At 61.2% G+C, this 22,803-nt stretch carries 20 protein-coding genes and 2 pseudogenes; 10 read left to right on the top strand and 12 right to left on the bottom strand.

Annotated elements, in window-relative coordinates:
- The first annotated feature begins 112 nt into the window (after positions 1-112).
- Entirely contained in the window at positions 113-1,312 is a 1,200-nt protein-coding gene (locus OCK02_RS20890; protein ID WP_263814693.1) for a pyridoxal phosphate-dependent aminotransferase, read from the top strand.
- 77 nt (positions 1,313-1,389) lie between these two features.
- On the opposite strand, the gene OCK02_RS20885 is transcribed toward OCK02_RS20890, so the two are convergent.
- The 7 genes from OCK02_RS20885 to OCK02_RS20855 all read right to left on the bottom strand — a co-directional run bounded on the left by OCK02_RS20885 (position 1,390) and on the right by OCK02_RS20855 (position 8,158).
- The gene (locus OCK02_RS20885) at positions 1,390-2,313 is read right to left on the bottom strand and encodes a dihydrodipicolinate synthase family protein (protein WP_263814692.1); all 924 of its coding nucleotides are present in this window, start codon (positions 2,311-2,313) and stop codon (positions 1,390-1,392) included.
- A gap of 26 nt (positions 2,314-2,339) precedes the next feature.
- Positions 2,340-3,509: a M24 family metallopeptidase gene (locus OCK02_RS20880; protein WP_263814691.1), complete on the bottom strand. Its 1,170-nt coding sequence runs from the start codon at positions 3,507-3,509 to the stop codon at positions 2,340-2,342.
- A 1-nt stretch (position 3,510) separates the two neighbouring features.
- A complete protein-coding gene (locus OCK02_RS20875; RefSeq protein ID WP_263814690.1) occupies positions 3,511-4,596 on the bottom strand; it encodes a mandelate racemase/muconate lactonizing enzyme family protein in 1,086 nt (361 codons plus the stop codon).
- A 2-nt stretch (positions 4,597-4,598) separates the two neighbouring features.
- Positions 4,599-5,756, bottom strand: coding sequence for a M20 family metallopeptidase (locus OCK02_RS20870; RefSeq protein WP_263814689.1), 1,158 nt, complete (start codon positions 5,754-5,756; stop codon positions 4,599-4,601).
- A gap of 18 nt (positions 5,757-5,774) precedes the next feature.
- On the bottom strand, positions 5,775-6,515 hold the full coding sequence (locus OCK02_RS20865) for an amino acid ABC transporter ATP-binding protein (RefSeq protein ID WP_263814688.1): 741 nt from the start codon (positions 6,513-6,515) through the stop codon (positions 5,775-5,777).
- An 8-nt stretch (positions 6,516-6,523) separates the two neighbouring features.
- Positions 6,524-7,240, bottom strand: a complete 717-nt coding sequence (locus OCK02_RS20860; RefSeq protein ID WP_263814687.1) for an amino acid ABC transporter permease — start codon at positions 7,238-7,240, stop codon at positions 6,524-6,526.
- Between the two features lie 93 nt (positions 7,241-7,333).
- The gene (locus tag OCK02_RS20855; RefSeq protein WP_263814686.1) at positions 7,334-8,158 is read right to left on the bottom strand and encodes an ABC transporter substrate-binding protein; all 825 of its coding nucleotides are present in this window, start codon (positions 8,156-8,158) and stop codon (positions 7,334-7,336) included.
- A 300-nt stretch (positions 8,159-8,458) separates the two neighbouring features.
- Between OCK02_RS20855 and OCK02_RS20850 the strand changes: the two genes are divergently transcribed.
- Complete coding sequence (locus OCK02_RS20850; RefSeq protein WP_263814685.1) at positions 8,459-9,355, top strand: GntR family transcriptional regulator; 897 nt, start codon at positions 8,459-8,461, stop codon at positions 9,353-9,355.
- 84 nt (positions 9,356-9,439) lie between these two features.
- A pseudogene (locus OCK02_RS20845) lies at positions 9,440-9,556 on the top strand (IS30 family transposase); the annotation flags it as partial.
- Positions 9,557-10,071: 515 nt separating this feature from the next.
- On the opposite strand, the gene OCK02_RS20835 reads toward OCK02_RS20845, so the two are convergent.
- Positions 10,072-11,067, bottom strand: a complete 996-nt coding sequence (locus OCK02_RS20835; protein WP_263814684.1) for a substrate-binding domain-containing protein — start codon at positions 11,065-11,067, stop codon at positions 10,072-10,074.
- A gap of 197 nt (positions 11,068-11,264) precedes the next feature.
- On the opposite strand from OCK02_RS20835, the gene OCK02_RS20830 reads away from it, so the two are divergent.
- The 5 genes and pseudogenes from OCK02_RS20830 to OCK02_RS20810 all read left to right on the top strand — a co-directional run.
- Positions 11,265-12,293 carry an ABC transporter substrate-binding protein gene (locus OCK02_RS20830; RefSeq protein WP_263814683.1) on the top strand — a complete coding sequence of 343 codons (1,029 nt, stop codon included), beginning with the start codon at positions 11,265-11,267 and terminating at the stop codon, positions 12,291-12,293.
- Positions 12,294-12,356: 63 nt separating this feature from the next.
- Positions 12,357-14,582, top strand: a complete 2,226-nt coding sequence (locus OCK02_RS20825) for an ABC transporter permease (RefSeq protein ID WP_263814682.1) — start codon at positions 12,357-12,359, stop codon at positions 14,580-14,582.
- Entirely contained in the window at positions 14,579-15,673 is a 1,095-nt protein-coding gene (locus OCK02_RS20820) for an ABC transporter ATP-binding protein (RefSeq protein ID WP_263814681.1), read from the top strand. Before OCK02_RS20825 ends, OCK02_RS20820 begins: the two co-directional genes overlap by 4 nt.
- Positions 15,663-16,463 (top strand): inositol monophosphatase family protein, encoded by an 801-nt coding sequence (locus tag OCK02_RS20815; RefSeq protein WP_263814680.1) that lies wholly within the window; start codon positions 15,663-15,665, stop codon positions 16,461-16,463. The genes OCK02_RS20820 and OCK02_RS20815 overlap by 11 nt, the downstream gene beginning before the upstream one ends.
- Positions 16,464-16,502: 39 nt before the next feature.
- Positions 16,503-16,877 (top strand): annotated as a pseudogene (locus tag OCK02_RS20810) (transposase); the annotation flags it as partial.
- A 431-nt stretch (positions 16,878-17,308) separates the two neighbouring features.
- Here OCK02_RS20810 and OCK02_RS20805 read toward each other — a convergent pair.
- Entirely contained in the window at positions 17,309-18,937 is a 1,629-nt protein-coding gene (locus tag OCK02_RS20805) for a GMC family oxidoreductase (protein ID WP_263814679.1), read from the bottom strand.
- A 192-nt stretch (positions 18,938-19,129) separates the two neighbouring features.
- On the bottom strand, positions 19,130-19,924 hold the full coding sequence (locus tag OCK02_RS20800; RefSeq protein ID WP_263814678.1) for an alpha/beta fold hydrolase: 795 nt from the start codon (positions 19,922-19,924) through the stop codon (positions 19,130-19,132).
- Positions 19,925-20,075: 151 nt separating this feature from the next.
- Here OCK02_RS20800 and OCK02_RS20795 point away from each other — a divergent pair, with 151 nt between their 5' ends.
- Positions 20,076-20,543, top strand: a complete 468-nt coding sequence (locus tag OCK02_RS20795; RefSeq protein ID WP_263814677.1) for a MarR family winged helix-turn-helix transcriptional regulator — start codon at positions 20,076-20,078, stop codon at positions 20,541-20,543.
- 27 nt (positions 20,544-20,570) lie between these two features.
- Here OCK02_RS20795 and OCK02_RS20790 read toward each other — a convergent pair whose 3' ends face one another.
- Together OCK02_RS20790 and OCK02_RS20785 are read right to left on the bottom strand one after the other, a co-directional pair.
- Complete coding sequence (locus OCK02_RS20790) at positions 20,571-21,350, bottom strand: SDR family oxidoreductase (RefSeq protein ID WP_263814676.1); 780 nt, start codon at positions 21,348-21,350, stop codon at positions 20,571-20,573.
- Positions 21,347-21,676: a nuclear transport factor 2 family protein gene (locus OCK02_RS20785; RefSeq protein WP_263814675.1), complete on the bottom strand. Its 330-nt coding sequence runs from the start codon at positions 21,674-21,676 to the stop codon at positions 21,347-21,349. Before OCK02_RS20785 ends, OCK02_RS20790 begins: the two co-directional genes overlap by 4 nt.
- Before the next feature lie 138 nt (positions 21,677-21,814).
- On the opposite strand from OCK02_RS20785, the gene OCK02_RS20780 reads away from it, so the two are divergent.
- Complete coding sequence (locus tag OCK02_RS20780) at positions 21,815-22,711, top strand: LysR family transcriptional regulator (RefSeq protein ID WP_263814674.1); 897 nt, start codon at positions 21,815-21,817, stop codon at positions 22,709-22,711.
- Positions 22,712-22,803: the final 92 nt, after the last annotated feature.

Here is a 22,803-nt window from a genome sequence, read left to right as displayed (position 1 = left end):
ATGCGGCTTTAATCCAACAATTATATCGCTTTTTGGCAAAAAATCGCAAGTCATATATTGTATTTTTTGCGCCACTATAGACAATGCAGGCCATCACATTGGAGAGACCATCATGAATGCGAGACTATCGCCCCGGATGTCCGCTGTCGGGGCATCGCCGACAGCGGAAATTTCGAACAAGCTTCGGGCCCTTGCCGCCGGCGGAGCCGATGTCATCAATCTCGGTGAAGGCGAACTCGACTTCGCAACGCCTGCCCATGTCTGCGATGCCGGCATTGCGGCGATCCGCGCGGGCGACACGAAATACACCGCCGTCTCCGGCACGGCCGCGCTGAAGGCCGCAATTGCGCGGAAGTTCGATCGCGAAAACGGGCTCACCTACAAGCCCTCCGAAATCATTGCCGGCACGGGCGCAAAGCAGCTCATCTTCAACGCTTTTCTGGCGACCCTCGACAAGGGTGACGAGGTCATCGTGCCTGCCCCCTACTGGGTCAGCTATCCGGACATGATCCGCCTTGCCGGTGCCACGCCGGTAATCGTTCCCTGTCGGGCCGAGGACGGCTGGAAGCTGACGCCGCCCGCACTCGGGGCGGCGCTGACGCCGAAAACCCGCTGGATGATCCTCAACTCGCCTAACAACCCGACCGGCGCCGTCTACAGCCGCGCCGAACTCGCAGCCCTCGGTGCCGAACTCGCCCATCATGACGCCCTCGTCATGGCGGACGACATCTACGAGCATATCGTCCACGACGGCAGCTTCGCAGCCCCCGCTGCAGCCATGCCGACGCTGTTCGATCGTGTTCTGACGATCAACGGCGTCTCCAAGGGCTATTCCATGACCGGCTGGCGGCTCGGCTATGCGGGCGGTCCGGAATGGCTGATCCGGGCGATGGACGTGCTGCAGTCGCAGAGCACGTCGAACCCCTCGACCATTGCGCAGGCGGCAACGATCGCTGCACTCGACGGCGACATGTCGTTCCTCGACGGCTGGAAGGAAAAGCTCCTTGCCCGCCGCCAGCAGGTGATCGATGCCGTCGAGGCGGCGCCCGGCCTGACCGCACTTGCAACGCCCGGCGCCTTCTACGTCTTCGCGGATTGCACCGGTCTTTTCGGGAAGAATACGCCGGAGGGAAAGGTGCTCGAGACGGATCTCGACGTCGCGAGCTATATCCTCGAGGCCTCCCATGTCGGCATGGTGCACGGCACCGCCTTCGGCATGCCGGGTCATCTGCGCATCGCCTATGCCATTGACGATGCGCGGCTGGCGACGGCCCTTACGCGCATCACGGATGCGCTGGCCCGCCTCGTCTGACATCCTCGCCTCTTTTTCACGGCAAAGAAAAACCCCCGCCGCAGGATCCGCGGCGGGGGTTTTCGTTTGGCCGCCAATCAGGCGGCGAGCTTGAGGCCGGCGCGCTGGTCCGAGGCGAGCTTTTCCATGACGGCGCGCAGCTTCGGCAGCACGACTTCCGAAACGTCGCGAAGCGGCAGGCGCACGGAGCCGCCGTCGAAGCCGCGCATGTTCATGGCGGCCTTCACCACCTGCGGCTGTCCATAGGCACGGGCAATCGCGCGGTAGTCGTACCAGAGCGCATGCAGCTCGCGCGCGGTCTTCGCATCGCCCGCCTCGACGGCGCGGTAGGTCGCGAGGATGAGTTCCGGCAATGCACCGCTGTTCGTCGTCGAGAACCCGTCGAAGCCGGCCATGATTGGGCCGAGGAAGGCGAGGTCGGAGGCGCAGAAGGTCGCGACGCGGCCGCGCATGTCGTTAGCAATCTTGTCGATCGCGGTCGGGTTGAGATCGCCCTGCTTGAGGCCGACCATGCCGTCGAGATCGGCGAGCCTGTTGATGAGCGCGGGCGAGAGCGTGATGCCGATGCCGGGCGCATTGTAGATGAGGATGCCGGTCTTGGAGAGCGGCGCCACGTCGCGGAAGAACTCGACGATCTGGTCGTCGGTGATTTCCGAGACGTAGGGCGCAGTCACCATCGGCACGCCGCCGAGATCGCCGGCAAGCTTGGTGAGTTCGATGACATCGCGCGGGTCGGAGCCGGCCGAGCAGAGCATCGCAGGAATGCGGTCGCCCAGGACATCCATGACGACGTGGAAGATCTCGGCGCGTTCGGCGACTGTCATGGTCGGGAATTCGCCATAGGTTCCGCCGATGAGGACGCCGTCATAGCCAAGCGACGCGACACGCTCGACATTGCGGGCAAGCCCCTTCTTGTCGATGGCGCCGTCCTTGGAAAACGGCGTCATGGTGATGTTGAAGATACCCTTCAGGCGCGCGCGCGCCTCTTCCCGATCCTTCATGGGAAAACTCCTTCTCTCAAAATCTGTTAGGCGACGCGCGTCAGGTCGCGCGACACGGTGCCAAGCTGGCGCCAACCAGTTTCGGTGACGACGATGGTTTCGGACACACCGACGGTGAAGCGGCCGTAGATGCGCAGCGCCGGAGGCAAGTGGAACGTCATGCCGGGCTGAAGCTCCGTTTTGACGCCCGTGTTGAGCGACAGGATCGCGCCCTCGCCCCAGTCGGGCGCGAACGAGATGCCGACCGAGTAACCGAGGCGCTTCTTGAAATTGTCCGTATAGCCGGCTGCATCGATGACTTTCTGGCAGGCGATGTGTGGCACTTCGCAAGCAATGCCCGGCTTCACTTCGTCGAGCGCTGCCGAGAGCGCATCCTGGCAAACCTTCATCATGTCTTCCGCTTCCTGCGGCACGGGTCCTACCCAGGCGGAGCGCATGAGGGCTGCGTGATAGCGATCGTGAACGCCTGCCATTTCGAGGAAAGCGGGATCGTTTGCCGTCAGCGCCGTGCGGCGCCAAGTGCCGTGCGGCACGCCAGTGCGTCGGCCGGTCGAGACCAGCGGCTCCATGCCCATATATTCGGAGCCGGCGCGGATCGCGGCTTCCATCATGGCGGCGACAAGGTTGTTGTCGGTCGCGCCCGCTTTGACGGCGGCAAGGCCTGCTGTCATGCCTGCATCCACGTAGGAGGCCGCCTTTTCGAGCTTCGCCACTTCCAGCGGGGACTTTACGGCGCGAAGCGCTTCGACGATGCCGGCCCCGTCATGGACGGTGCCGAGCGCCGACTGAAGCGTCTCATAGACGGCGATCGGCAAGAACCAGCCGCGCTTGTCGATCGCCACGCGCTTGCCCTTGAGCCCCTTGCGCTCGATCACCTTCATCAGGAAGTTGATCGGGTCTTCGCTGTCCTGGTAGACCTCGGCGTCCGAGATGAAGGTATTGGCGGTGAAGTTGAAATATTCGAGCTGGCGGATCACGAAGACGGGATCACTTTCTGCCGGCAAGACGAGCGCCTGGAACGTGTAGTAACCCGGCGTCTGCTGGCCGGTCAGATAGAAGATGTTTTCCGGGCCAGTGATGACCAGCGCATCGAGACCGGCGCGGGCGAGGCCGACGCGGGCGAGAGCCTGGCGCTTTTCATATTCCTCTTTCGGGAAGGCCGATTCCTGTCCCAGCACGACACCTGCGGTATCCATTTCATTCTCCCAGGGAAAGGGGCGCGGAAGGCGCCCTGAAATTGAGGCCAAGGCCAGGGCCGGCCGCCACAGACACCTGTCCGTCGGCATAGGTCAGGCCCTCGGCCGGATCGTTGACGAGCCCGTCCGCACCGTAGAGTTCGGCATGTAGCGGACGGGTGGCGACCGCGAGATGAAGGGCGGCCGCGGTCGCGACTGTGCCCTCGTTCATCTGGCCGATCATGAAGGGGATGCCGGCTTTGGCGAGCTTGTCCGCGGCGGCCAGCGCCGGCGTGAGGCCGCCGAGCTTGATGAGCTTCAGATGGCCTTGCAGGTTGGACTGAGGGCCGCGGGTGGCGAGTGCGTCCACGTCGTCGAGCGATGCGAGACTCTCGTCCAGCATCAGCGGCATCGGCGCATTGCCGGCGAGCGTCGCCATCGCGTCGAAATCACCAGCCGCGATCGGCTGCTCGACATAGGCGAGATTGTAAGCCGCGAGCGCAGCAAGCCGCGCGGGGGCCTCGTCTGCGCTCCAGGCGCCATTCGCATCCGCGGCGAGCGTCACGTCAGAACCATGGGCGGCGCGGATGCGCCCGGCGCGGGCACAGTCAGCAGCGATATCCTGGCCGACGCGCAGTTTCAGCTCGCGGAAGCCGCGCTCCACATAACGAGCGACCTTGGCGTCGAAAGCGGCATCGTCGGAAAGGAACAGGGTCTGATTGGTGGCATGCGCGATGGGCAGCGCCTGCGTGCCGAGGAGATGGGCGAGCGGGGCGCCGCAACGCTTTGCGCTCAGGTCCCAGAGCGCGATGTCGAGCAGCATGCGGACCGGGGCCGGCCAGTCGCCCTCGGCGATGATGCTACGCAGCGCGCTGGGCGAGCGGTCCCAGTCGAGATCGTCAATCGCCTTCTTCGTTACCGCAAGCAGGTAGTCCGGCTCGTAGCCGTTCAGATAGGCGCAGTTGATGCGCACCTCGCCGATCGCACGATACGTCCCGTCGTCGAGTTCGAGAAGGAGGGTGTCGAGACCCTCGACCGGGCCGGAGCTTGCGGTATGAACGGTCAGCCCGGCATAGGTCAGCAGCGATCGATGGAGGCGCACCTGCATGATCAAGCTCCGAGGATGCGCCGGGCGACGTCGGCGTAGATCGCCGCGCTTGCGACGAACTCGTCCGTCGGCACGAATTCGTCCGGCCGGTGGGCGACGCGGATGTCTCCTGCCCCGATGACGACGCCTTCGGCACCGGCCTCGATGAAGTGGACAAGGTCGCAGGCGCCCTGGAAACCGAAGGGACCGGGTTCGGCCACACCGGCTGCGGCACAGGCGGCGATAGCGGCCTGGACGACCGGTGCCGTTTCCGGCGTGTCGGTCGCGCCGCCCGTCGTCGGGTGATAGCCGACGATCTCGGCGCGGATGCCGTGCTTCTCGCCGGCTTCCACGAGCAGCGCGCGGATTTCCGCTTCCGCGCTCCCATCCGTCTCGCCGGGAATAAGACGCCGGTCGAGCAGGAGCTCGCATTCGGCCGGAATGACGTTGTCCGCATGGCCGCCCTTGATGCGGGTGACCGTCAGGCTTGGATTGCCGACGAGCGGGTGGCTGCGCTTGGCCAGCACCTCGTTGTGGAAGGCGGAGATGAGCGGCATCAGTTCGCCGGCGCGGAAGATCGCGTTTTCGCCGAGATGCGGGCTGCCGGAATGGGCGGCCTTGCCGAGGACGCGGACGACGGGGCGGAACGAACCCTTATGCGCGGAGAAACAGGCATTGCCCGTCGGCTCGCCAACGACGACCGCGTCGATCTTCGGCTTGCCCGCCGCATAGTGCCGTGCACCGGCGCTCGCCACTTCCTCGTCGCCTGTGAAGACGGCCATTAGCGTACCGGACCAGCTGTCCTTTTCGGCAATGAGGATGCGCATCGCCTCGATCATGGCCGCGAGCGGGCCCTTGCAGTCATTGGCGCCCCGGCCATAGAGGTTTCCGTCGCGCTCGGTGAGCGTGAAGGCGTCCGAGGTCCAGCCGTCGCCGGCGGGCACCGTATCCATATGCGTGTTGAAGGCGAAGACCTTGCCGGGGCCGTTGTCAAAGATCGCCTCGACGTTGAAACGGCCTGGCTGGTACTCGATCAGCGAAACGCCGAAACCGAGCGGCTGAACGCGGTCGCGGACCCATTCCGCTACTTTACCCTCACCGCCCGGCGGGTTTTCGGAGTTGATGGCGACGAGTTCGGCCAGCTCCCGCTTCATGCGGGATGCGTCGGGGGTAGTGGTCATGTCAAACGTCCCTGAATGTCAGTGCAGGATCTGGTTGAGGAACTGGCGCGCGCGCTCCGAGGCTTCGCCGCTAAAGAACACGTCGCTCGTCGCGTTTTCGATGATCGAGCCCTGTTCCATGAAAATGATGCGATCAGCCGCGCGGCGCGCAAAGCCCATCTCGTGCGTTACGCAAACCGACGTCATCCCGTCGGCCGAGAGCTCCGCCATGACATCGAGCACTTCGCGGATCATTTCCGGGTCGAGCGCCGAGGTCGGCTCGTCGTAGAGCATCAATTGCGGCTTCATCGCGAGCGCACGGGCGATTGCGACGCGCTGTTGCTGGCCGCCGGAGAGCTCGTCCGGCAGATGGTCGGCGCGGTCCGGGATATGGACCTTCTGCAGGAGATCGACCGCGAGGTCATGGGCGTCAAGCTTCGAAAGGCCGAGCACCTTCATGGGGGCGAGCATGATGTTTTCGACCGCGTTCAGGTGCTGGAACAGCTCGAAATTCTGGAAGACCATGCCGATTTTGGAACGCAGCAGATGCGCGTTCTTCAGATCCTGCGTGATGTCCTTGCCTTCGAAGCGGACCGCGCCCTCGTCCGGCGGCTCAAGAAGGTTAAGGCAGCGCAGCAGCGTCGATTTGCCCGAGCCCGACGGGCCGATGAGGACGACCGTCTGGCCCTTGTCAACCGAGAAGGAGCAATCCTTCAGCACATGCAGCGGGCCGAAATGCTTGTTGACGCCGACGACGTCTAGGAAGGGGGAAGCGTTCATCGGGGACCTCAATGCTTGTCGGCGCCGGGGGCGGCGAGGATGGAGAGCAGCGAGCGCTTCGGCGCACGGCTGCGCTTGGGCTCCAGCGCGCGCTCCATCCAGTACTGCCCGGCCATGAAGATGGTGGTGAGCGCCAGGTAGTAGATGCCGGCGGCCGATAGCGCCTCGAAATAGCGGAAGGTGGCAGACGCCGTCTGATTGGCGACGAGGAGCAGTTCCTCGACCGCAATGACCGAAACGAGCGCAGACGTCTTCAGCATGCCGATCGTCTGGTTGCCGATCGGCGGCAGCATAATTCGGGCGGCCTGCGGCATCACGACGAAGCGCATGACCTGCATCTTCGTCATGCCGAGCGCCATGCCGGCGGTGCGCTGGCCGCTCTTGATGGCTTGCAGGCCCGAGCGGATGATTTCCGCCATGTAGGCGCCCTCGTTCAGCGACAGCGCGATGATGCCCGAGGCGATCGCCGTCAGCCTGACGCCGAAGGTCGGCAAGACATTGTAGATGAAGATGATCTGGAACAGTACGGGCGTGCCGCGGAAAAGCCAGAGATAGAAGACCGCAATCAGCCGGACCGGGGCGAATTTCACCTGGTTCAGGAGCGCGATCAGGAGGCCGGCCAGCAGGCCGAAGACGAGGGAGCCGACCGTGATCAGCAGGGTCATCGCCGCGCCATGGAAGAAGGTGGGCGAAAGGAGATACTGGAACACCAGATCAAGTGACATAAGTCAGCTTTCCCTGTTTGGAGGCGGCGCGAGCGCCGCAAATGCATTGAGGAAATGACCGGGGGCGGTTATGCCCCCGGCGGGGAAAACCGATCAGTCGAAAAGTGATACCGATGCCGGCAGCTTGTACTTGGCGATCAGTGCCTGGTACGATCCGTCCTCGGCCATGGCCTTGATGGCGGCGGCGAGCGCCGCCTGGAGTCCGGTCGCGCCCTTCGGCGTTGCGATGCCGATCTGTGTGTCCATCTCGAAGGGCTCGCCGGCGATTTCGAAGACGCCCGGCATCTTTTCGAGCGCCATGACGGCACCCGGCGTGCTTTCATAGTTGGCGTCCGCGCGGCCCTGGCTCAGCGACAACGCGCTGTCCTGCGCGGTCGGGAGCGTCAGCACGGTCACGCCACCGAGATTGGCCTTGGTGCAGCGGTCGTTGTCGGCGCGCGCCTGGCTTTCCGAGATGCCGCCGAGCGTCACCGCAACGGTCTTGCCGCAGATCGTGTCGTCGCGGCCGGTAATGCCCTTCGGGTTGCCGGCCTGGACCATGACATTGTTGCCGATCTTCAGGTACGGCACGAAGTCGACCTGCTCGGAGCGCGTCGGGTTGATGTACATGGCTGAGTTGATGATGTCGATGCGGCCGCCCTGTAGCGCGGGGATCAGGCCCTTGAACTCCATGTTCATCGGCGCGACTTCGACCTTGAGCTTTTCCGAGATGCCCTTGATAAATTCGATATCGAAGCCGGAGAGTTCGCCATTGTTGACGAATTCGAACGGCGCGAAGCTGGCAGCGACGCCATAGGTCAGTTTGCCTTCCTCGACGAGCTTGACGCCCTCGAGCGACTGGGCGGCGGCAGCGCCGGAAAAGGCCATGGCGGCGAGGGATGCGGTGGCGAAAAGGACTGTGCGAATGTTCAGACTCATATCGAGTTCCCCATTGTTGTAGCAAGAATGAAAACACGCCTGGGCCTCTTCAGTGAAGCCTCATTGTTCTTAACTTATCCAAATGTACAATCCACCTGTGAAGCCGTCAACCCGACTTCTTGCGGTGTTCTGCATTGCCTATTTCAACCAGAAGGCTAGGATTGCTCTGAATTTCCCGAGATTCAGGCTTCTCTTTCGAGAATATAGGTGTAATTGTGGGAATATGCGGCAGGATCGCGTGCGAAATTTGCGCAGTCTGCCTGTATTATCGGCAAAGAACTATACAATTCAGCGGCTTCCATGGACAAGAATGTTCGGCAAAATCGTTATCTCCTCGCCAATCGCATCATCGATCTGGCCCGCGCATCGCGATTCGAGGCGGACTATCACCTTCGCGAGCAGCAGCTCGCCGATATGCTGCAGGTCTCGCGCACGCCGATCCGCGCGGCCCTGATGCTGCTCGAGGAACAAGGCGTGGTCGAAGCCCGCCGCAACAAGGGCTTCTTTATGAAAATCGGCGCGGAAGCGCTCGGCCGCGTCGAAGTGGACGTGCCGACCGCGCCACACCAGGATCTCTATGCCCGGATCGTTGAGGACCGCCTCACCCACCAGCTTGAGGAGACCGTCGGCCAGGCGGAGATCACACGGCGCTACGGGGTCGATCGCAATGTGCTCCAGAAGACGCTGGCGGCGCTTATGGCCGATGGTCTTATCACGCGCGGCCCCGGCCGCAACTGGACCTTTCAGCCGACGCTCGACACGAAGTTCGCGCTCGATGCGAGCTACGAATTCCGCCGCGTCATAGAGCCATCGGGCATCCTGATGGACAGCTTCCGCCCGCACCCCACGGCGCTGGAGCACATCCGGATGGATCACCTGAACCTGCTGGCGCGTCCGGACATCAATAGCCTCCCCCCGCGCCAGCTGTTCGAGCTCGACGCGAGCTTCCACGAAACCATCGCTGAATGTTCGGGCAATACCTTCCTGCTGCAATCGATCCAGCAGCAGAACCGGCTCCGCCGCCTTCTTGAATTTGCGAGCTACAACAATTCCCGTCGGGTGCGCGAGTGGTGCCAGGAGCATCTGCGCATCATCACGGCGCTGGAGGAAGGCGACCGGGCACGGGCATCCGAGCTGATGCGACGCCATCTGGAAAAAGCCCGCACAAGTTCGGACCGCACGAAGCGCGGCGGCTGAAGCCCGTAAAAAATATTGGTGGGTTCAAGGATGAAGTGCGGCTTGCCAAGCATGCCAATAGTTGTCGCTTCCAACGAAGCTGCAATAAAACGCACCTATTCCCATATCGACATGGATGCACGGAAGGTTGCCCGCTGGCGCACGGCTGGGTGGAGTGTTGCGATCATCGCCGAGAAGCTTGGCCGACATCGTTCGACGATCGGGTAGGCCGATTTCCTGATGGCTTCCCGGGCCACGTCGCCGAAAGCGACGAGTTGAACATGGTACAGCGTTTGAACTAAGTGCTGAGCATGCCTCCATGGCCGAAGGAGCGTGTCGACCCGTCGCCCATGAAATCGTCGCTGAATTTGGCTCTGGCCATGAAGACCCCTGCCCTAACTGAAATGAGGAATCGAAGCCTAACTGCTTACGGCGCTCCAGATAGCAGGCAGCCTCGGAATGCGACTTCGCTCGCGACTGCGGCACTCGGCTGTAGTGATAAAATGTGCAGTTGGCCTCGTTCAAGTCACGCAGGCGTCCGAGACAGATCTACCTGGCAGTCAAGGCCTGGATCGACCGAGCGGCCGGACTTGTGATGGGCGACTGCGGTGTGCGCCTGATTGTTTCGGGCATTTCCGAACACTGACGGCGGCAGTAGAGGACTTTGATCCGCGCTTCGGATTCAAGGGCGGACATGATCTCCGCTTCGCCAAGCGGATATTCAATGTGTCATTGTCTCAGCCGCCGCGGATTGATGACCTCCAAACCAGTTCGGCGTGCAGCGTCACGCGCTCGTTCAGATCTTGCCCCTGTGAAAGCCACATGACGGCTGTCCGCGCAATTTCATCCACCGGTTGAGCGAAGGTTGTAAGATCGTAAGATGCCCAGGAGGCCTGTTCGATGTCGTCGAAGCCGGCGACGCAGAGCTGGTCGGGGATCGAGATCGAGAACTGCTGGCGGGCCGCATCCATGAAGCCACAGGCGATGAGGTCAGTGGCGCAGAAGACCGCATCAGGACGATGCGGCAAAGTCAGCAGGCGTTGCGCCAGCACGCGACCGGCCTCATAGCCTGTATGACCGTAGCGTGCGATGGTGACCTCCAGTTGCATCTCCTTTGCAGCGGCGATGAAGCCGCTTTCCCGCGCCATCAAGCTCGGCGTGCCAGCTTCGGAATTGGCAAAGGCGAGGTTCCGGCGGCCGGCGCGGACGAAAGCAGTCAGGACGCGCCGGGCAGCTTCTGCGTCATCGAGATTGATCCGAAGCGGCCCTTCCTGGTCGTCATCCCTGTTGATCAGCACAAGCCTCTGTCCGCTCTTGAGGCAGAGCTGGGCGATGCGTTTGTCAGGCAGTCCCGAGAGGATGATCGACGCATCCGCTCGGTATCGGATCGCCTGGCGCAGCGCGAGATCCACGCTGCCATCCGAGCGGTCGGTGTTGATCAGCATGGCAATCTTGCCGGAAAGCTGCAATTGCTGGGTGATCGCCCGGATCAGGGCCGAGCGGTAGGGCGTGCCGATCTCGGAAACGATCAGGCAGACAATACCGCTCTCATTGCGCATGAGCCCGCGTGCGAGGTGGTTGACGTGATAACCAAGACTCTCTGCGGCTTCGAGCACTTTGCGCCTCGTCTCCGCAGAAACGCTGGCACCTTGCGTGAACGTCCTGGAAACTGCAGACCGTGAGACGCCGGCCCGCTCGGCTACCTCCTGCGCGCTGACAAATACCTTGCTCATGGGTCCCTCTTGGCCAGTGGATTGCACGCGTTCTTGCACAGTATTGCAATGCTGTGCAATCCATTTCAGTCGATTCGTCTATTCGAATTGCCGGCCTGCTGTTGACAACCTCTTTTTTTGTATGCGAGCCTTTGCACACGCTTGCAAAGCGAGCGGCATGGAGGATGTCGCACGGGCCATGATTTGAGGAGGATATCATGACATCTATCAATTGGGTCGCCGCAGGGCTGGCGGCGGGTACGTCGCTTCTGGCTCACTCTAGTCAGGCAGCGGGCGATCTGAACCTGATCTGCTCGGCTGACGTCGTCATTTGCGAGCAGATGAAGAACAGTTTCGAGAAGGAGCACGACATAAAGGTCAACATGGTGCGCCTGTCTTCCGGCGAGACCTATGCCAAGGTCCGCGCCGAGGCCCGCAATCCGAAGACCGATATCTGGTGGGCCGGCACGGGCGACCCGCATATGCAGGCCGCAGCCGAGAACCTGACACAGGAGTATAGATCGCCCATGCTGGCCGAACTCAACGACTGGGCCGTACGCCAGGCCGAAAGCTCGGGTTACAAAACGGTCGGCGTCTATGCCGGGGCGCTCGGCTGGGGCTTCAATACCGACATCTTCAAGCAGAAGAATCTGAAGGAGCCAAAGTGCTGGGACGATCTGCTCGACGTCTCCCTCAAGGGCGAAATCCAGATCGCCAACCCGAATTCCTCGGGCACTGCCTACACGGCTCTCGCAACGCTCGTGCAGATCATGGGCGAGGATAAAGCGTTCGAATACCTCAACAAGCTTAACGCCAACGTTTCCCAATACACCAAGTCCGGTTCGGCGCCGGTAAAGGCCGCCGCCCGGGGCGAAACCGCGCTCGGCATCGTCTTCATGCATGATGCTGTTGCCCAGAAGGTCGAAGGCTTCCCGGTGACCGTCGGCGCCCCCTGCGAGGGCACGGGCTACGAGATCGGCTCGATGTCGATCATCAAGGGCGCCAAAAACCTTGAGAACGCCGAGATCTGGTATGATTGGGCACTCAAGGCAGACGTGCAGTCACACATGAAGGATGCGAAGTCCTTCCAGCTTCCCTCCAACAAGAATGCCGAAATCCCAAAGGAGTCGCCCAAGTTCGAAGACATCAAGCTCATCGACTACGACTTCGAGACTTTTGGCGATCCGGCGAAGCGCAAGGCCCTACTTGAGCGGTGGGATTCTGAAATTGGCGCAAACGCCAACTGAGCCTGTGCCGGGCCGTGCGGTTCCCCGCGGGCCCGGTTTTCTCTTGATTGACCGAGGCTGGACATGGACAATAGCAGACGGCGGGTGACGATCGTGCTCGCGCTCGGTGTTGCCGCCTTCCTCCTCCTGCCATGGTATCGCATCGACGGTGGCTTCTTCGCCCTGGATTGGCTAGCCGGTTTTCCGGGAGACGCCGCCAGTGCGCCTGGCATCCTGCAGATCTTTTCATATGGCCGCTGGTGGCTGGGGATCGCAGTGCTGATGATGCTGGCGGGCATGGGCGCGCGCTACATCGATGACCCTATGCGCCGCGGCACGTTGTTCGCCTGGATCGGCGCCGTGGGCGTCGTCTTCCTTGCCCTCCAAGGGCTCGCAATTGGTTTTTCCGGCTGGGCCTGGACGATCGGCGAGGGCCTGTTCGGCCCGCTTCAGGACGGCCAGCCCTCCATGGGCGCCGGGGCGGTCATCATGGCGCTTGGTTTCGTCCTCCTCTTCGCGTTCGGACTTGCGGATCGCGGCGCGATGCGCGGCGATGCCTTCATTGTCGCCTCGATCACGATGCTGGTCTTCCTCGTGGTGATCTTCGTCTTCTATCCGATTGGCAGCATGTTCGTCGGTGCCTTTCAGGATTTCGACGGCTCGTTCAATTCCGAGGGGTTCGCCAAGAACATCGTCGACCCTTCGATCTGGAGCCTCGATTGCGTCGTTGGCGGAAACCGCTGCGGCGTCGCCTGGCGTACGCTGTTTCTGGCGATCCTGACCGCCACCGGCTCAACTGTGATGGGGCTCGCCTTCGCGCTGCTCGCCACGCGCACCCGCTTTCCCTTCAAAAAGGGGTTGCGACTGCTGACGGTGCTGCCGATCATCACGCCGCCTTTCGTCGTCGGCCTCGCACTTATCCTGCTCTTCGGCCGCTCGGGCGTCGTGACGCAAACGCTGTCTTCCGTCTTCGGCATCGAGCCCGGCCGATGGCTCTATGGTCTCAGCGGCATCTTGATCGCGCAGGTTCTCTCTTTCACACCGATCTCGTTCCTCGTCCTGATCGGTGTTGTCGAGGGCGTCAGCCCCTCGATGGAAGAGGCGTCGCAGACATTGCGCGCTGACCGCTGGCGCACCTTCTGCCACATATCCCTACCCTTGATGAAGCCCGGCCTTGCCAATGCATTCTTGATCGCCTTCATCGAAAGCATGGCCGACTTCGGCAACCCCATGGTGCTCGGCGGTAGCCACGGCGTCTTGTCGACGGACATATTCTTCGCGGTCGTGGGTTCGCAGAACGATCCGACACGGGCAGCGGTTCTAGCCATGATCCTTCTGGTATTCACGCTCTCCGCCTTCTTTGCCCAGCGCCTCTGGCTTTCGGGTAAGAACTTCGCCACGGTGACCGGCAAGGGCGATTCCGGCCAGCACGCGGCGCTGCCGAAGCCCATCTCGATCGCCGTCCATGCGCTGGTGATTCCGTGGATGATCTTCACCGTCGTCGTTTATTGCATGATCCTGTTCGGCGGCTTCGTGAAGACCTGGGGCCTCGACAACTCCCTGACGTTCGCCCACTACGTCAAGGCCTTCTCCATCAGCTTCGAGGCGGATGGTGTGGCCTGGACAGGCGTCGCCTGGAACTCCTTCTGGACCACGATGGAGATTGCGCTTGTCTCTGCACCGCTCACCGCCGCTGTCGGCCTGCTCACAGCCTATCTCATTGTGCGGCAGAAATTCGCGGGCCGTGAACTCTTCGAATTCGCGCTGATGATGAGCTTCGCCATCCCTGGCACTGTCATCGGCATCAGCTACATCATGGCGTTCAACCTGCCGCCGCTGGAAATGACGGGCACGGCCGCTATCCTGGTCGCCTGCTTCGTCTTCCGCAACATGCCAGTTGGCGTACGCGGCGGCGTGGCAGCGATGAGCCAGCTCGATAAAAGTCTCGATGAGGCATCGCTAACGCTCCGCGCCGACAGCTTCAGGACGATCCGCAAGGTGGTACTCCCGCTGCTCAGGCCCGCGATCAATGCGGCACTGGTCTATTCCTTCGTGCGTGCCATCACCTCGATCAGCGCGGTCATCTTTCTGGTCAGTGCCGAATACAACATGGCAACGTCCTACATTGTCGGCCTTGTCGAGAACGGCGAGTACGGAGTGGCGATTGCCTATTCCTCGACCCTCATCGTCGTGATGGTCGCCATCATCACGGGCTTCCAGTATCTCGTCGGTGAACGGCGATTGCGGCGCGAGAACCGTGTCGCTGGATCGCACGCCCGCCTCCCCATTCCCCAGGAGAAAACCGCATGAAGAGCAATTCGGCCGGTTCGGTGGTCTTCGAGAATGTGTGCAAGACTTTCGGCGCCTTCGTCGCGATCCCGGATCTGTCATTCACAATCAGTCCGGGAGAGCTCGTGACACTGCTCGGTCCGTCCGGCTGCGGCAAGACCACGACGCTACGCATGCTGGCCGGGCTCGAACATCCGAGCGCCGGCCGCATCCTGATCGGTGGCAGGGACGTCACCATGCTGCCCGCCAATGAGCGTGACGTTTCGATGGTGTTCCAGTCCTACGCCCTCTTCCCGCACATGAATGTCCTGGACAATGTCGCCTATGGCCTCGAATCCTCGGGCCTGAAGAAGAAGGAGGCACGAGAGCGGGCCGAAGCGGTCCTCGAACTTGTCGGCCTGGGCGGCTTTGGGCAGCGATTGCCTGCGGAACTCTCGGGCGGCCAGCAGCAGCGCGTGGCGGTCGCACGCGCCCTCGCCCTCGAGCCCCAGGTGCTGCTGCTCGACGAGCCGCTTTCCAATCTCGATGCCCGCCTTCGCCGCCGGGTACGGACCGAAATCCGCGAACTGCAGCAGCGGCTCGGCTTCACCGCTGTCTATGTGACCCACGACCAGGACGAGGCGCTTGCCGTCTCCGACAGGGTGGTGATCATGAAAGACGGCGAGATAGCCCAGGCGGGCTCGCCACGCGAGCTCTACGAGGCCCCCGCATCCGCCTTCATCGCCGACTTCATGGGCGAGGCGAATGTCGTCGATTGCGAGGTATTGACCTCCGAGGGCGATCGGGCCCGGATTCGCATCGGCGCTCTGGAACATATCATCCCGGCCAGGGGTGCACGACCCGGCCCTGCCCGCCTTGCCGTCCGCCCCAACGCCGTTACCCTCGAACCCGCCTCCGATGCAGCGCTTTCCGGAACCATCACCCATTCCGCCTATCTTGGCGATCATGTGGAATACGAGGTGAAGACAGCGGCCGGCACCTTCTTCGTCGTGGATCCCGCCGTGGACCGCTCGCTGGAAACAGCCTCCAGCGTCGCCGTCGGTTTCCGGGATCGGGGCATAGCCCTCATACAGTCTGACCTCAATGAACTCGGATTTTCCTATGGCATTTGACACCGTAACCAATACCGACCCTCGCTTCATGCTTGCCTGCGCCATGGCCGAGGAGGCGGGCGCGCTTGCGCTCGACTATTTCAACCGTCGCGAAACGCTGGTGATCGAACAGAAGCGCGATCCGCAGGACGTGGTCTCGGTTGCCGACCGGGAGGTTGAGAACCTGATCCGGAAACGCGTCGCGGAGACGTTTCCCGAGGACGGCTTTCTCGGCGAGGAATACGGTCTGCAGCCAGGCACTTCAGGGCTCATCTGGGTCGTGGACCCAATTGACGGCACCAGTCCGTTCGTCAACGGCATGCCAAACTGGTGCGTTTCGATTGCGCTGCTCAAGGATAACGAACCAATCATCGGCGTCATAGCTGCGCCCTGTCACCAGGAAGTCTATGCGGCCGCTGCCGGCCGCGGCGCGACGCTGAACGGAAAGCCGCTCCTGCTCGACGGGTCCCGCAACATCCGCAACGCGGTGACAGGCATCGGCGCCAACAATTACGTAGCCCCGCAGGTCGTCGCTAAGATGGTTGAGGATCTTCTCTCCGCCGGCGGCAATTTCATCCGTAACGGGTCGGGCGCGTTAATGCTGGCTTATGTCGCTGCCGGGCGCCTGGTCGGTTACTACGAGCCTTATATGCACGCCTGGGACTGCCTTGCCGGCTTTTGCCTCGTGAAGGAAGCGGGCGGTTGGTATCATCAATTCCCGACTGCGGGCGACCGGCTGACGAAAGGTGCTCCCGTGCTTGCAACGGCGCCTGGCGCAAAGGACGACCTACGACGCGTCGCGGGACTGTAAATCAAACATTTGAGCCGACAGAAGGCGCGAGACGGACAAGGGATCGGGCCGATCTGCGCGATGGCAACCACTGCCTTCGCGCCGCCTATGGAGGCATTCCGAAGTGGTCGCGATTTTGCAGCCTGGTTTGGCCTTGTCCCGCGACAGCACTCGAGTGGGGGCAAGCAAAAGCTTGGCCGTACTTCAAAGATGGGCCAACGAGATATCAGAAGGCTTTTGATTATAGGCGCGATGTCTGTTGTGCATTGGAAGGGCCGAGGTGGTGGAAGGCCAGGTTCCTGGCTCTCGAATATCCTGGCCCGAGAGTCGCGCATGCTGGTGGCGATCGCGATGGCGAACAAGCTGTCGCGGATCGTCTGGGCGATGCTCGCGCGCAATCGAGATTACCGAGATCCAAACGGAGCGGTCTGCTGAGAGTGGACGTTCTAATTGGAGTGCCGGCGGCAGCTACCTGATCTTCGAACCGTGTTGATAATGCGAAGGTGGTCATCATCCATATTCTGCATGGCGCCACCGACTATGGCGCTCTCCTCTTCGGCGAATGATTCAAATATTTGGATCTGGGGCGAGCTCGGGCACTGAAGTCGAGCTGAGCCGCTACCGCATACGTCTGAGCGTCAAAGCGCAGATCAGCCATCCCACAACCACTTTTTGCAGTTGATAGGATACAAACTCGCAAGCTGCGAATCCCGCGGCGAGCATCACACTGAATATCCATGATAATGTCCACTATCATGGATATAAAACGGAGCGTCGAATGCTCTTGACGACATTGGAATTTTTGATGGTCCAGTTCGGAAACTTAGCGCCATGCAAAACAGAGCGCTAAGGCCCAACTGTCCGGATCAGACAAACGGGGCGATGAGTTCGCGCTGAGTGCTCAGTCCATGTGAACTTCCAATCAGATCGGCCGCCCGCTCACCGATGACAACACAGGGCGCCATCGTGTTGCCGGTAGTGATCCGCGGCATAATCGAGGCGTCCGCAATGCGAAGACCCTCGATGCCATAGACCTTGAGCTCATTATCGACGACCGACATGTTGTCGCGTCCCATCTTGGCGGTGGACGTTTGATGCCAATAGGTGACGGCCGAGCGTCGGATGAATTCGATCATGCCTGATCTATCGCGCGCACCTGGAGCTGTTTCGCCTGTCACCAACGGGGAAAAGCCCTCGCTGTTTCCAAGCTCACGACATAACTCGACTGCGACCAAGGCGGCAGCTATGTCTTCCGGCTCGCTGAGGGAGTTTGGCTCGATCAGGATAGGATCGTTTACATCAGGACCAGAAAGCCGCAACCGACCGCGGCTTTTCGGCTGGGCAAGACCATTGAACATCGTCCACCCATGCTCCGGCGTTTCAAGACCGGCCTCAATTGGCGATGGAACTGCAAATTCCAACTGGCACTGGAGGATATCCGGCTGGGACAGACGCGCGTCACTCTTCCAGTATATGTTTGCCTCACATCCGCTACCGCCGACTGCTTCCGGCTTTCGGTAGGCCCATGTGCAACCGAATGCGAGATGATCCTGGTGATTGCGACCGACACCCGGCAAATGTTGGACAACCGGAAGGCCGTGCAATTGTAGCTCGTCTTCCGGGCCTATACCCGACTGCATCAGGACCTTCGGAGTATTGATCGCCCCAAGCGACAGCACCGTTTCGAAATGCGCCATGAACTGGCGCCGCTGACCATCGATGACAGCTTCCACCCCTCTCACCCGCTTGCCACTGACGATGAGACGGGTCACCAGCGCGTCGGTCATCACCGTCAGGTTCTGGCGCGGCAGCAGTGGGCGAACATAGGAGCCGAACACCGATTCCCGCTTGCCATCGCGGATTCGCAATTCAGCGATCGATGCGCCCCCGGCGGCCTCCATCATCTCGCCGTTCGTCGAATCGAACACCGGAACGCCGATAGCTGACGCAGCGCTCAACAGAGCCTCCGCCACTGGCTGCGGAGACTGTGGCTGCGCGACATAAGCAGGCCCACCTATGCCGCGGCGAACCGGGTCCGGAGCGCCCTGCCAATCCTCGATCCGGCGATAGTAGCGGAGGATCGACTCATATCCCCAGGCGTCCTCACCTGCCTCCGCGGCAAAATGATTCCAGTCTTCCCTATGCCCTCTCGCCCAGACCATGACGTTGATGCTTGAACCGCCGCCAAGTCCCTTGCCCATGCTGAGAGGAAGTCGTCGGCCATCCAGACCAGGGGCCGGTTGTCCGACAAAGCCCCAGTCCCTGCTGGAGCCGAGATTAAGGGGCCACTGAGCGGGGTTTGATACAGTTTCGGATTTATCATCTCCGCCCGCTTCGAGCAGCAGTACGCTCGCGTTGCAATCCCCTGCCAGTCGTGCTGCGATAACCGAGCCGCTGGACCCCGCGCCGCAGACAATGAAGTCAAAGACGCCGACGGTGTTATGCGGAGAAGACGTATTCGCGGGTACTTTCTTGTCATGAGTAGACAGTTTCACGTGAGTTCCTCCGTGAATTGTTTCAGGTAAGTTTGCTGAAGTCTGGGGCGCGAGAGGCGAGGAAATGCCCATGGATCTGGGCAGGGATCCGGCATGCCGCGGGTATCTCACGTCTGCCGTGCCGAGCCGTTTAAGGCAATTTTATCAGCGCTATCGGGAGGGCGCTCGACCGTCCCGATAGCGCAAAGTCGATCATTGCTTTTTCGCCGAAACGGTTTTGGCGGCCTGATCGATGGTATCGGCGATGACCGCTGGCTGTGTCATGAAGAGGGCGTGGCTTGCCGATACTTTGGTGATCTTGGCATTGATGCGCTCAGCCATATGGATCAGCATAGCCTGGTCGAAGGCCTTGTCTTCGGTGGCAATAACGGCCCAGCTGGGCTTGGTGCGCCAAGCGGCGTTATCAAGCTTGGTGCCAAACGCGGACATGTTGATCGGGACCTGTGCGTCCCTCATGAAGGCAACATCGGCGTCGCTTACGTCATGCGCGAAACCCGCTTTGAACTTTGCCGGGCTGACATAGCCAAAACCGTCCTTCGTGGTCTCAATGACGAACTCGGACGCGGGCGCAAATCCTTCGTAATGCTGAGCCGTCGTCTCGCCGGCGTCAGGGGAGAGAGCGGAGACATAGACGAGGCCCGCAACCTTCGGATCGATGCCGGCTTCGGTAATGACGGTTCCGCCCCAGGAATGCCCGACGAGAATGACCGGACCATCCTGCCGCTCGAGCGCACGCCGGGTGGCGGCAACATCGTCTGCAAGCGACGTCAACGGGTTCTGCACGACAGTGACGCGATAACCGCGTTTCGTCAGGTTGTCGTAGACACCCTTCCAGCCGGAGCCATCAGCAAAGGCACCGTGAACCAGAACGACGTTTTTCACGGACTGATCTTGCGGGAGTGATTCAGCGGCAACTGCGGGCAAGGCGGCCGAGAGGGAGGCTGCAGCTGCGATTGCTGAAATGGTGGTGATGGTCTTTCGTGTCATTGTCTTCTCCTTGGATTGGCGTTTCAATACGATAATAGTTATCGCAATAACTTTAGGCTGCCAGATCTCAGAGCGCGCGTCAACACATTTATTATCGCGATATTTATTTTTGTGATATCATAAGCTATATGAAGGCAGACAGGAGTTCAAAATGACCAAACGCCATAACGCTCCCCCACCCCTGCACGACCAGCTCTGCTACGCGATCTATACCGCCGGCATCGCCATCCAACGCGCTTACAAACCGCTTCTTGACGAGCTGGGCCTTACCTATCCGCAATATCTCGTCCTCAACGTACTCTGGGCGGAAGATGAGCAGACTGTAGTCTCCATCGCGGATCGCCTTGCTCTCGAATCCAGCACGTTGACGCCTCTACTAAAACGCCTGGAAGCCGCCGGGCACCTGCGTCGGACGCGCAACGTCAGCAACGAGCGTCAGGTTCTGGTGGCGCTGACAGATCAGGGTCGTGCCATGCGGCACAGGGCAGGATGCCTAGGCGATACCTTGCTCGCAGCCTCGACACAGACACCACCTGAGCTGGCTGCCTTGAACCGCGACGTGCGATATCTGCGTAACGCGATCTACTCGCAGATCGGCGGGTGGGACGCACCCGTCTGACCTGCGACGGGGGTAGTCGCCGCTTGCTTAAGTGGTCGGAACAGTCCCGCCGTCGATGACATGTTCGGTCCCTGTAATGGACGTTGCCCGGTCCGAGGCAAGGAAGGCGATCAGATCGGCGACCTCCTCTGGTTTTGCCGGCCGCCCCAACGGTATGCCGCCGAGCGAGTTCATGATCACCTGGATCGCCGCGTCATAGCTGATGCCGGCTTCCTCGGCTATGCGAAGGGCCAGGCCATTGGCACCCGGATCGGCGATCCAGCCGGGAGAAACCCGCACGACCCGCACACCCTTCGGAGAGACCTCCTTGGAGATGCTCTTGCTGTAGGTGTTGAGTGCGCCCTTGGCCGACGCGTAGCCAGTCGTCGCTTCCGGTAGCGGAAGGTTTCTCTGGATCGAAGTCACATGGATGACCACGCCGCTTCCCTGGGCAATCATGCCGGGGATGAGAGCGCGATCCAGTCTGACGGCGGGAAAGAAATTGAGGTCGAATTCCTTTTCCCACTCCTCGTCGGTCAGCGCGGCAAAGCCACCCGAAGGGGCTGAGGAGCCACCCAGCACGTTCACGAGGATGTCGAGGCCGCCGAGTTCCCGCTGCACCGCATCGACGACGGCTTTGACCCCCGGCTTGGTGGTCAGATCGGCTTCGACGAACGCCGCTCCGGAGAAGTCCGCCGGCTTCTTCCGGGCGGTGGTCAGCACGCGGGCGCCGAGCTCCTTGAACAGCACCACGGTCGCGGCGCCGGCGCCCGAAGTCCCGCCGGTGATCAGGGTGCGGCGGCCCTGCAAGCTGAGAAACTGTGTCATACGGTGATCTCCAGTTCGGCGACCTTGTCGTTCGCGAGGACGAAGAAGAAGCGCAGATCGATCGGGCTGCCCGGGAAGTCGCCGACGGCATGCGTCGTTACCTGGGTTCTCCCGTTTTCGGTGGCAATGAAGAAAGGTTCGACCGTGTAGCTGTATTGCTGAGCTTCATCAGCCATCCATGCGCGGATGGCATCACGGCCTCGGTGGGTCAGGCCCTTATCTTTTACGATGCCGGTTTCGGTGAAGGCGGCAGCGATAGCATCGGGACCTCCATTTCGATCGGCGTCGAAATAGGCCTCGATAGCTTTGGGTAGTTTGATCGTCATTGGTTCCTCCATCATGGTTTCAGCCTGTGCCAGCTGAAGGCGCCGCCCTCTTGGGAGGTCGATGAAAGCAATCTAAGACGAGCTGGTTGACACGATAACTAGGATAAAAGAGGATGAGGAATTGCGAAAAGAGGGATAATGACGCGATCTGTATTTGTCGATTTGGACGCCGTTCTCAGCATCGCGCGCCTCGGATCGTTTCGGGCTGCTGCGCTGGATCTCGGCATGTCCACGACAGCATTAAGCAATGCCATCGCAAAGCTTGAGCAGCGTCTCGGCGTTCGCCTGTTCAACCGTACAACGCGTAGCGTTTCGCTCACTGACGCGGGGAAAACCTTTGTCGAGCGGGTTGGCCCGGCAATGACGGACATCCACGATGCTATGCTCACGGTTCAATCTCTCCAGGAAACCCCGACGGGCACATTGCGCATCAATGCCTTCGCGACGGCAGCCCGAGAGGTAATCGGACCCCTCATCTTGTCGTTCATGCGGCGCTATCCTCAGGTACATATCGATCTGGTCACGGAGGGACGGATCGTCGACATCGTTGCGGCAGGCTTCGATCTGGGCTTGAGGCCGGCTGATCTGGTCCCGACCGACATGATCGCCGTGCCACTCGGGCTGAAGCGCAGTAATGCCGTTGTCGCATCACCAGACTTCCTGCGCACTCATGGCAGTCCAGCCGTACCGGCCGACCTATATCGGTTTCGCTGCATCCGTGCGCGTCTGCCCAACAACGCCTTGTTCCGGTGGAAGTTTGAAAAGGACGGGAACGCTGTCCAGATCGATGTGCAAGGCTCCATAACCCTCGACGAGTCAAGCCTTGTCAGAATAGCGGCTCAAAATGGAGTTGGGCTCGGATACGTCATGGAAGCGGATGTGCGCGATGACATCGCAGCCGGTCGACTGGTACGTGTCCTTGAGGATTGGACGCCAACCTTGGCTCCGCTGGCGCTATATTATCCTGGCAGGAAAAATCCGCCGGCTGCCTTCAGTGCGTTTATTCAGGCTGCCCGCAATTTTGCGAATGGATAACTGCCCTGTTGCATAAATCAGATTTTTGGACATCGTGGCATTGTCGCATTTCATTGGGAACGATGTCCTCAAGCACGTGACGACGCAGATCG

This window comes from Rhizobium sp. TRM96647 (genome assembly GCF_025780115.1).
In the GTDB taxonomy this organism is placed as follows: domain Bacteria; phylum Pseudomonadota; class Alphaproteobacteria; order Rhizobiales; family Rhizobiaceae; genus Mycoplana.
Note: the sequence above shows the minus strand (reverse complement) of the source record. Positions and strands in the feature narration are given on the sequence as shown.

Bases quoted from the DNA above. Each gene is read 5' to 3' on its own strand.
- OCK02_RS20855 (WP_263814686.1), bottom strand. From the start codon at position 8,158: ATGAGTCTGAACATTCGCACAGTCCTTTTCGCCACCGCATCCCTCGCC.
- OCK02_RS20865 (WP_263814688.1), bottom strand. From the start codon at position 6,515: ATGAACGCTTCCCCCTTCCTAGACGTCGTCGGCGTCAACAAGCATTTC.
- OCK02_RS20860 (WP_263814687.1), bottom strand. From the start codon at position 7,240: ATGTCACTTGATCTGGTGTTCCAGTATCTCCTTTCGCCCACCTTCTTC.
- OCK02_RS20835 (WP_263814684.1), bottom strand. From the start codon at position 11,067: ATGAGCAAGGTATTTGTCAGCGCGCAGGAGGTAGCCGAGCGGGCCGGC.
- OCK02_RS20890 (WP_263814693.1), top strand. From the start codon at position 113: ATGAATGCGAGACTATCGCCCCGGATGTCCGCTGTCGGGGCATCGCCG.
- OCK02_RS20820 (WP_263814681.1), top strand. From the start codon at position 14,579: ATGAAGAGCAATTCGGCCGGTTCGGTGGTCTTCGAGAATGTGTGCAAG.
- OCK02_RS20795 (WP_263814677.1), top strand. From the start codon at position 20,076: ATGACCAAACGCCATAACGCTCCCCCACCCCTGCACGACCAGCTCTGC.
- OCK02_RS20885 (WP_263814692.1), bottom strand. From the start codon at position 2,313: ATGAAGGATCGGGAAGAGGCGCGCGCGCGCCTGAAGGGTATCTTCAAC.
- OCK02_RS20850 (WP_263814685.1), top strand. From the start codon at position 8,459: ATGGACAAGAATGTTCGGCAAAATCGTTATCTCCTCGCCAATCGCATC.
- OCK02_RS20880 (WP_263814691.1), bottom strand. From the start codon at position 3,509: ATGGATACCGCAGGTGTCGTGCTGGGACAGGAATCGGCCTTCCCGAAA.
- OCK02_RS20780 (WP_263814674.1), top strand. From the start codon at position 21,815: ATGACGCGATCTGTATTTGTCGATTTGGACGCCGTTCTCAGCATCGCG.
- OCK02_RS20870 (WP_263814689.1), bottom strand. From the start codon at position 5,756: ATGACCACTACCCCCGACGCATCCCGCATGAAGCGGGAGCTGGCCGAA.
- OCK02_RS20825 (WP_263814682.1), top strand. From the start codon at position 12,357: ATGGACAATAGCAGACGGCGGGTGACGATCGTGCTCGCGCTCGGTGTT.
- OCK02_RS20790 (WP_263814676.1), bottom strand. From the start codon at position 21,350: ATGACACAGTTTCTCAGCTTGCAGGGCCGCCGCACCCTGATCACCGGC.
- OCK02_RS20800 (WP_263814678.1), bottom strand. From the start codon at position 19,924: ATGACACGAAAGACCATCACCACCATTTCAGCAATCGCAGCTGCAGCC.
- OCK02_RS20875 (WP_263814690.1), bottom strand. From the start codon at position 4,596: ATGCAGGTGCGCCTCCATCGATCGCTGCTGACCTATGCCGGGCTGACC.
- OCK02_RS20815 (WP_263814680.1), top strand. From the start codon at position 15,663: ATGGCATTTGACACCGTAACCAATACCGACCCTCGCTTCATGCTTGCC.
- OCK02_RS20830 (WP_263814683.1), top strand. From the start codon at position 11,265: ATGACATCTATCAATTGGGTCGCCGCAGGGCTGGCGGCGGGTACGTCG.
- OCK02_RS20785 (WP_263814675.1), bottom strand. From the start codon at position 21,676: ATGACGATCAAACTACCCAAAGCTATCGAGGCCTATTTCGACGCCGAT.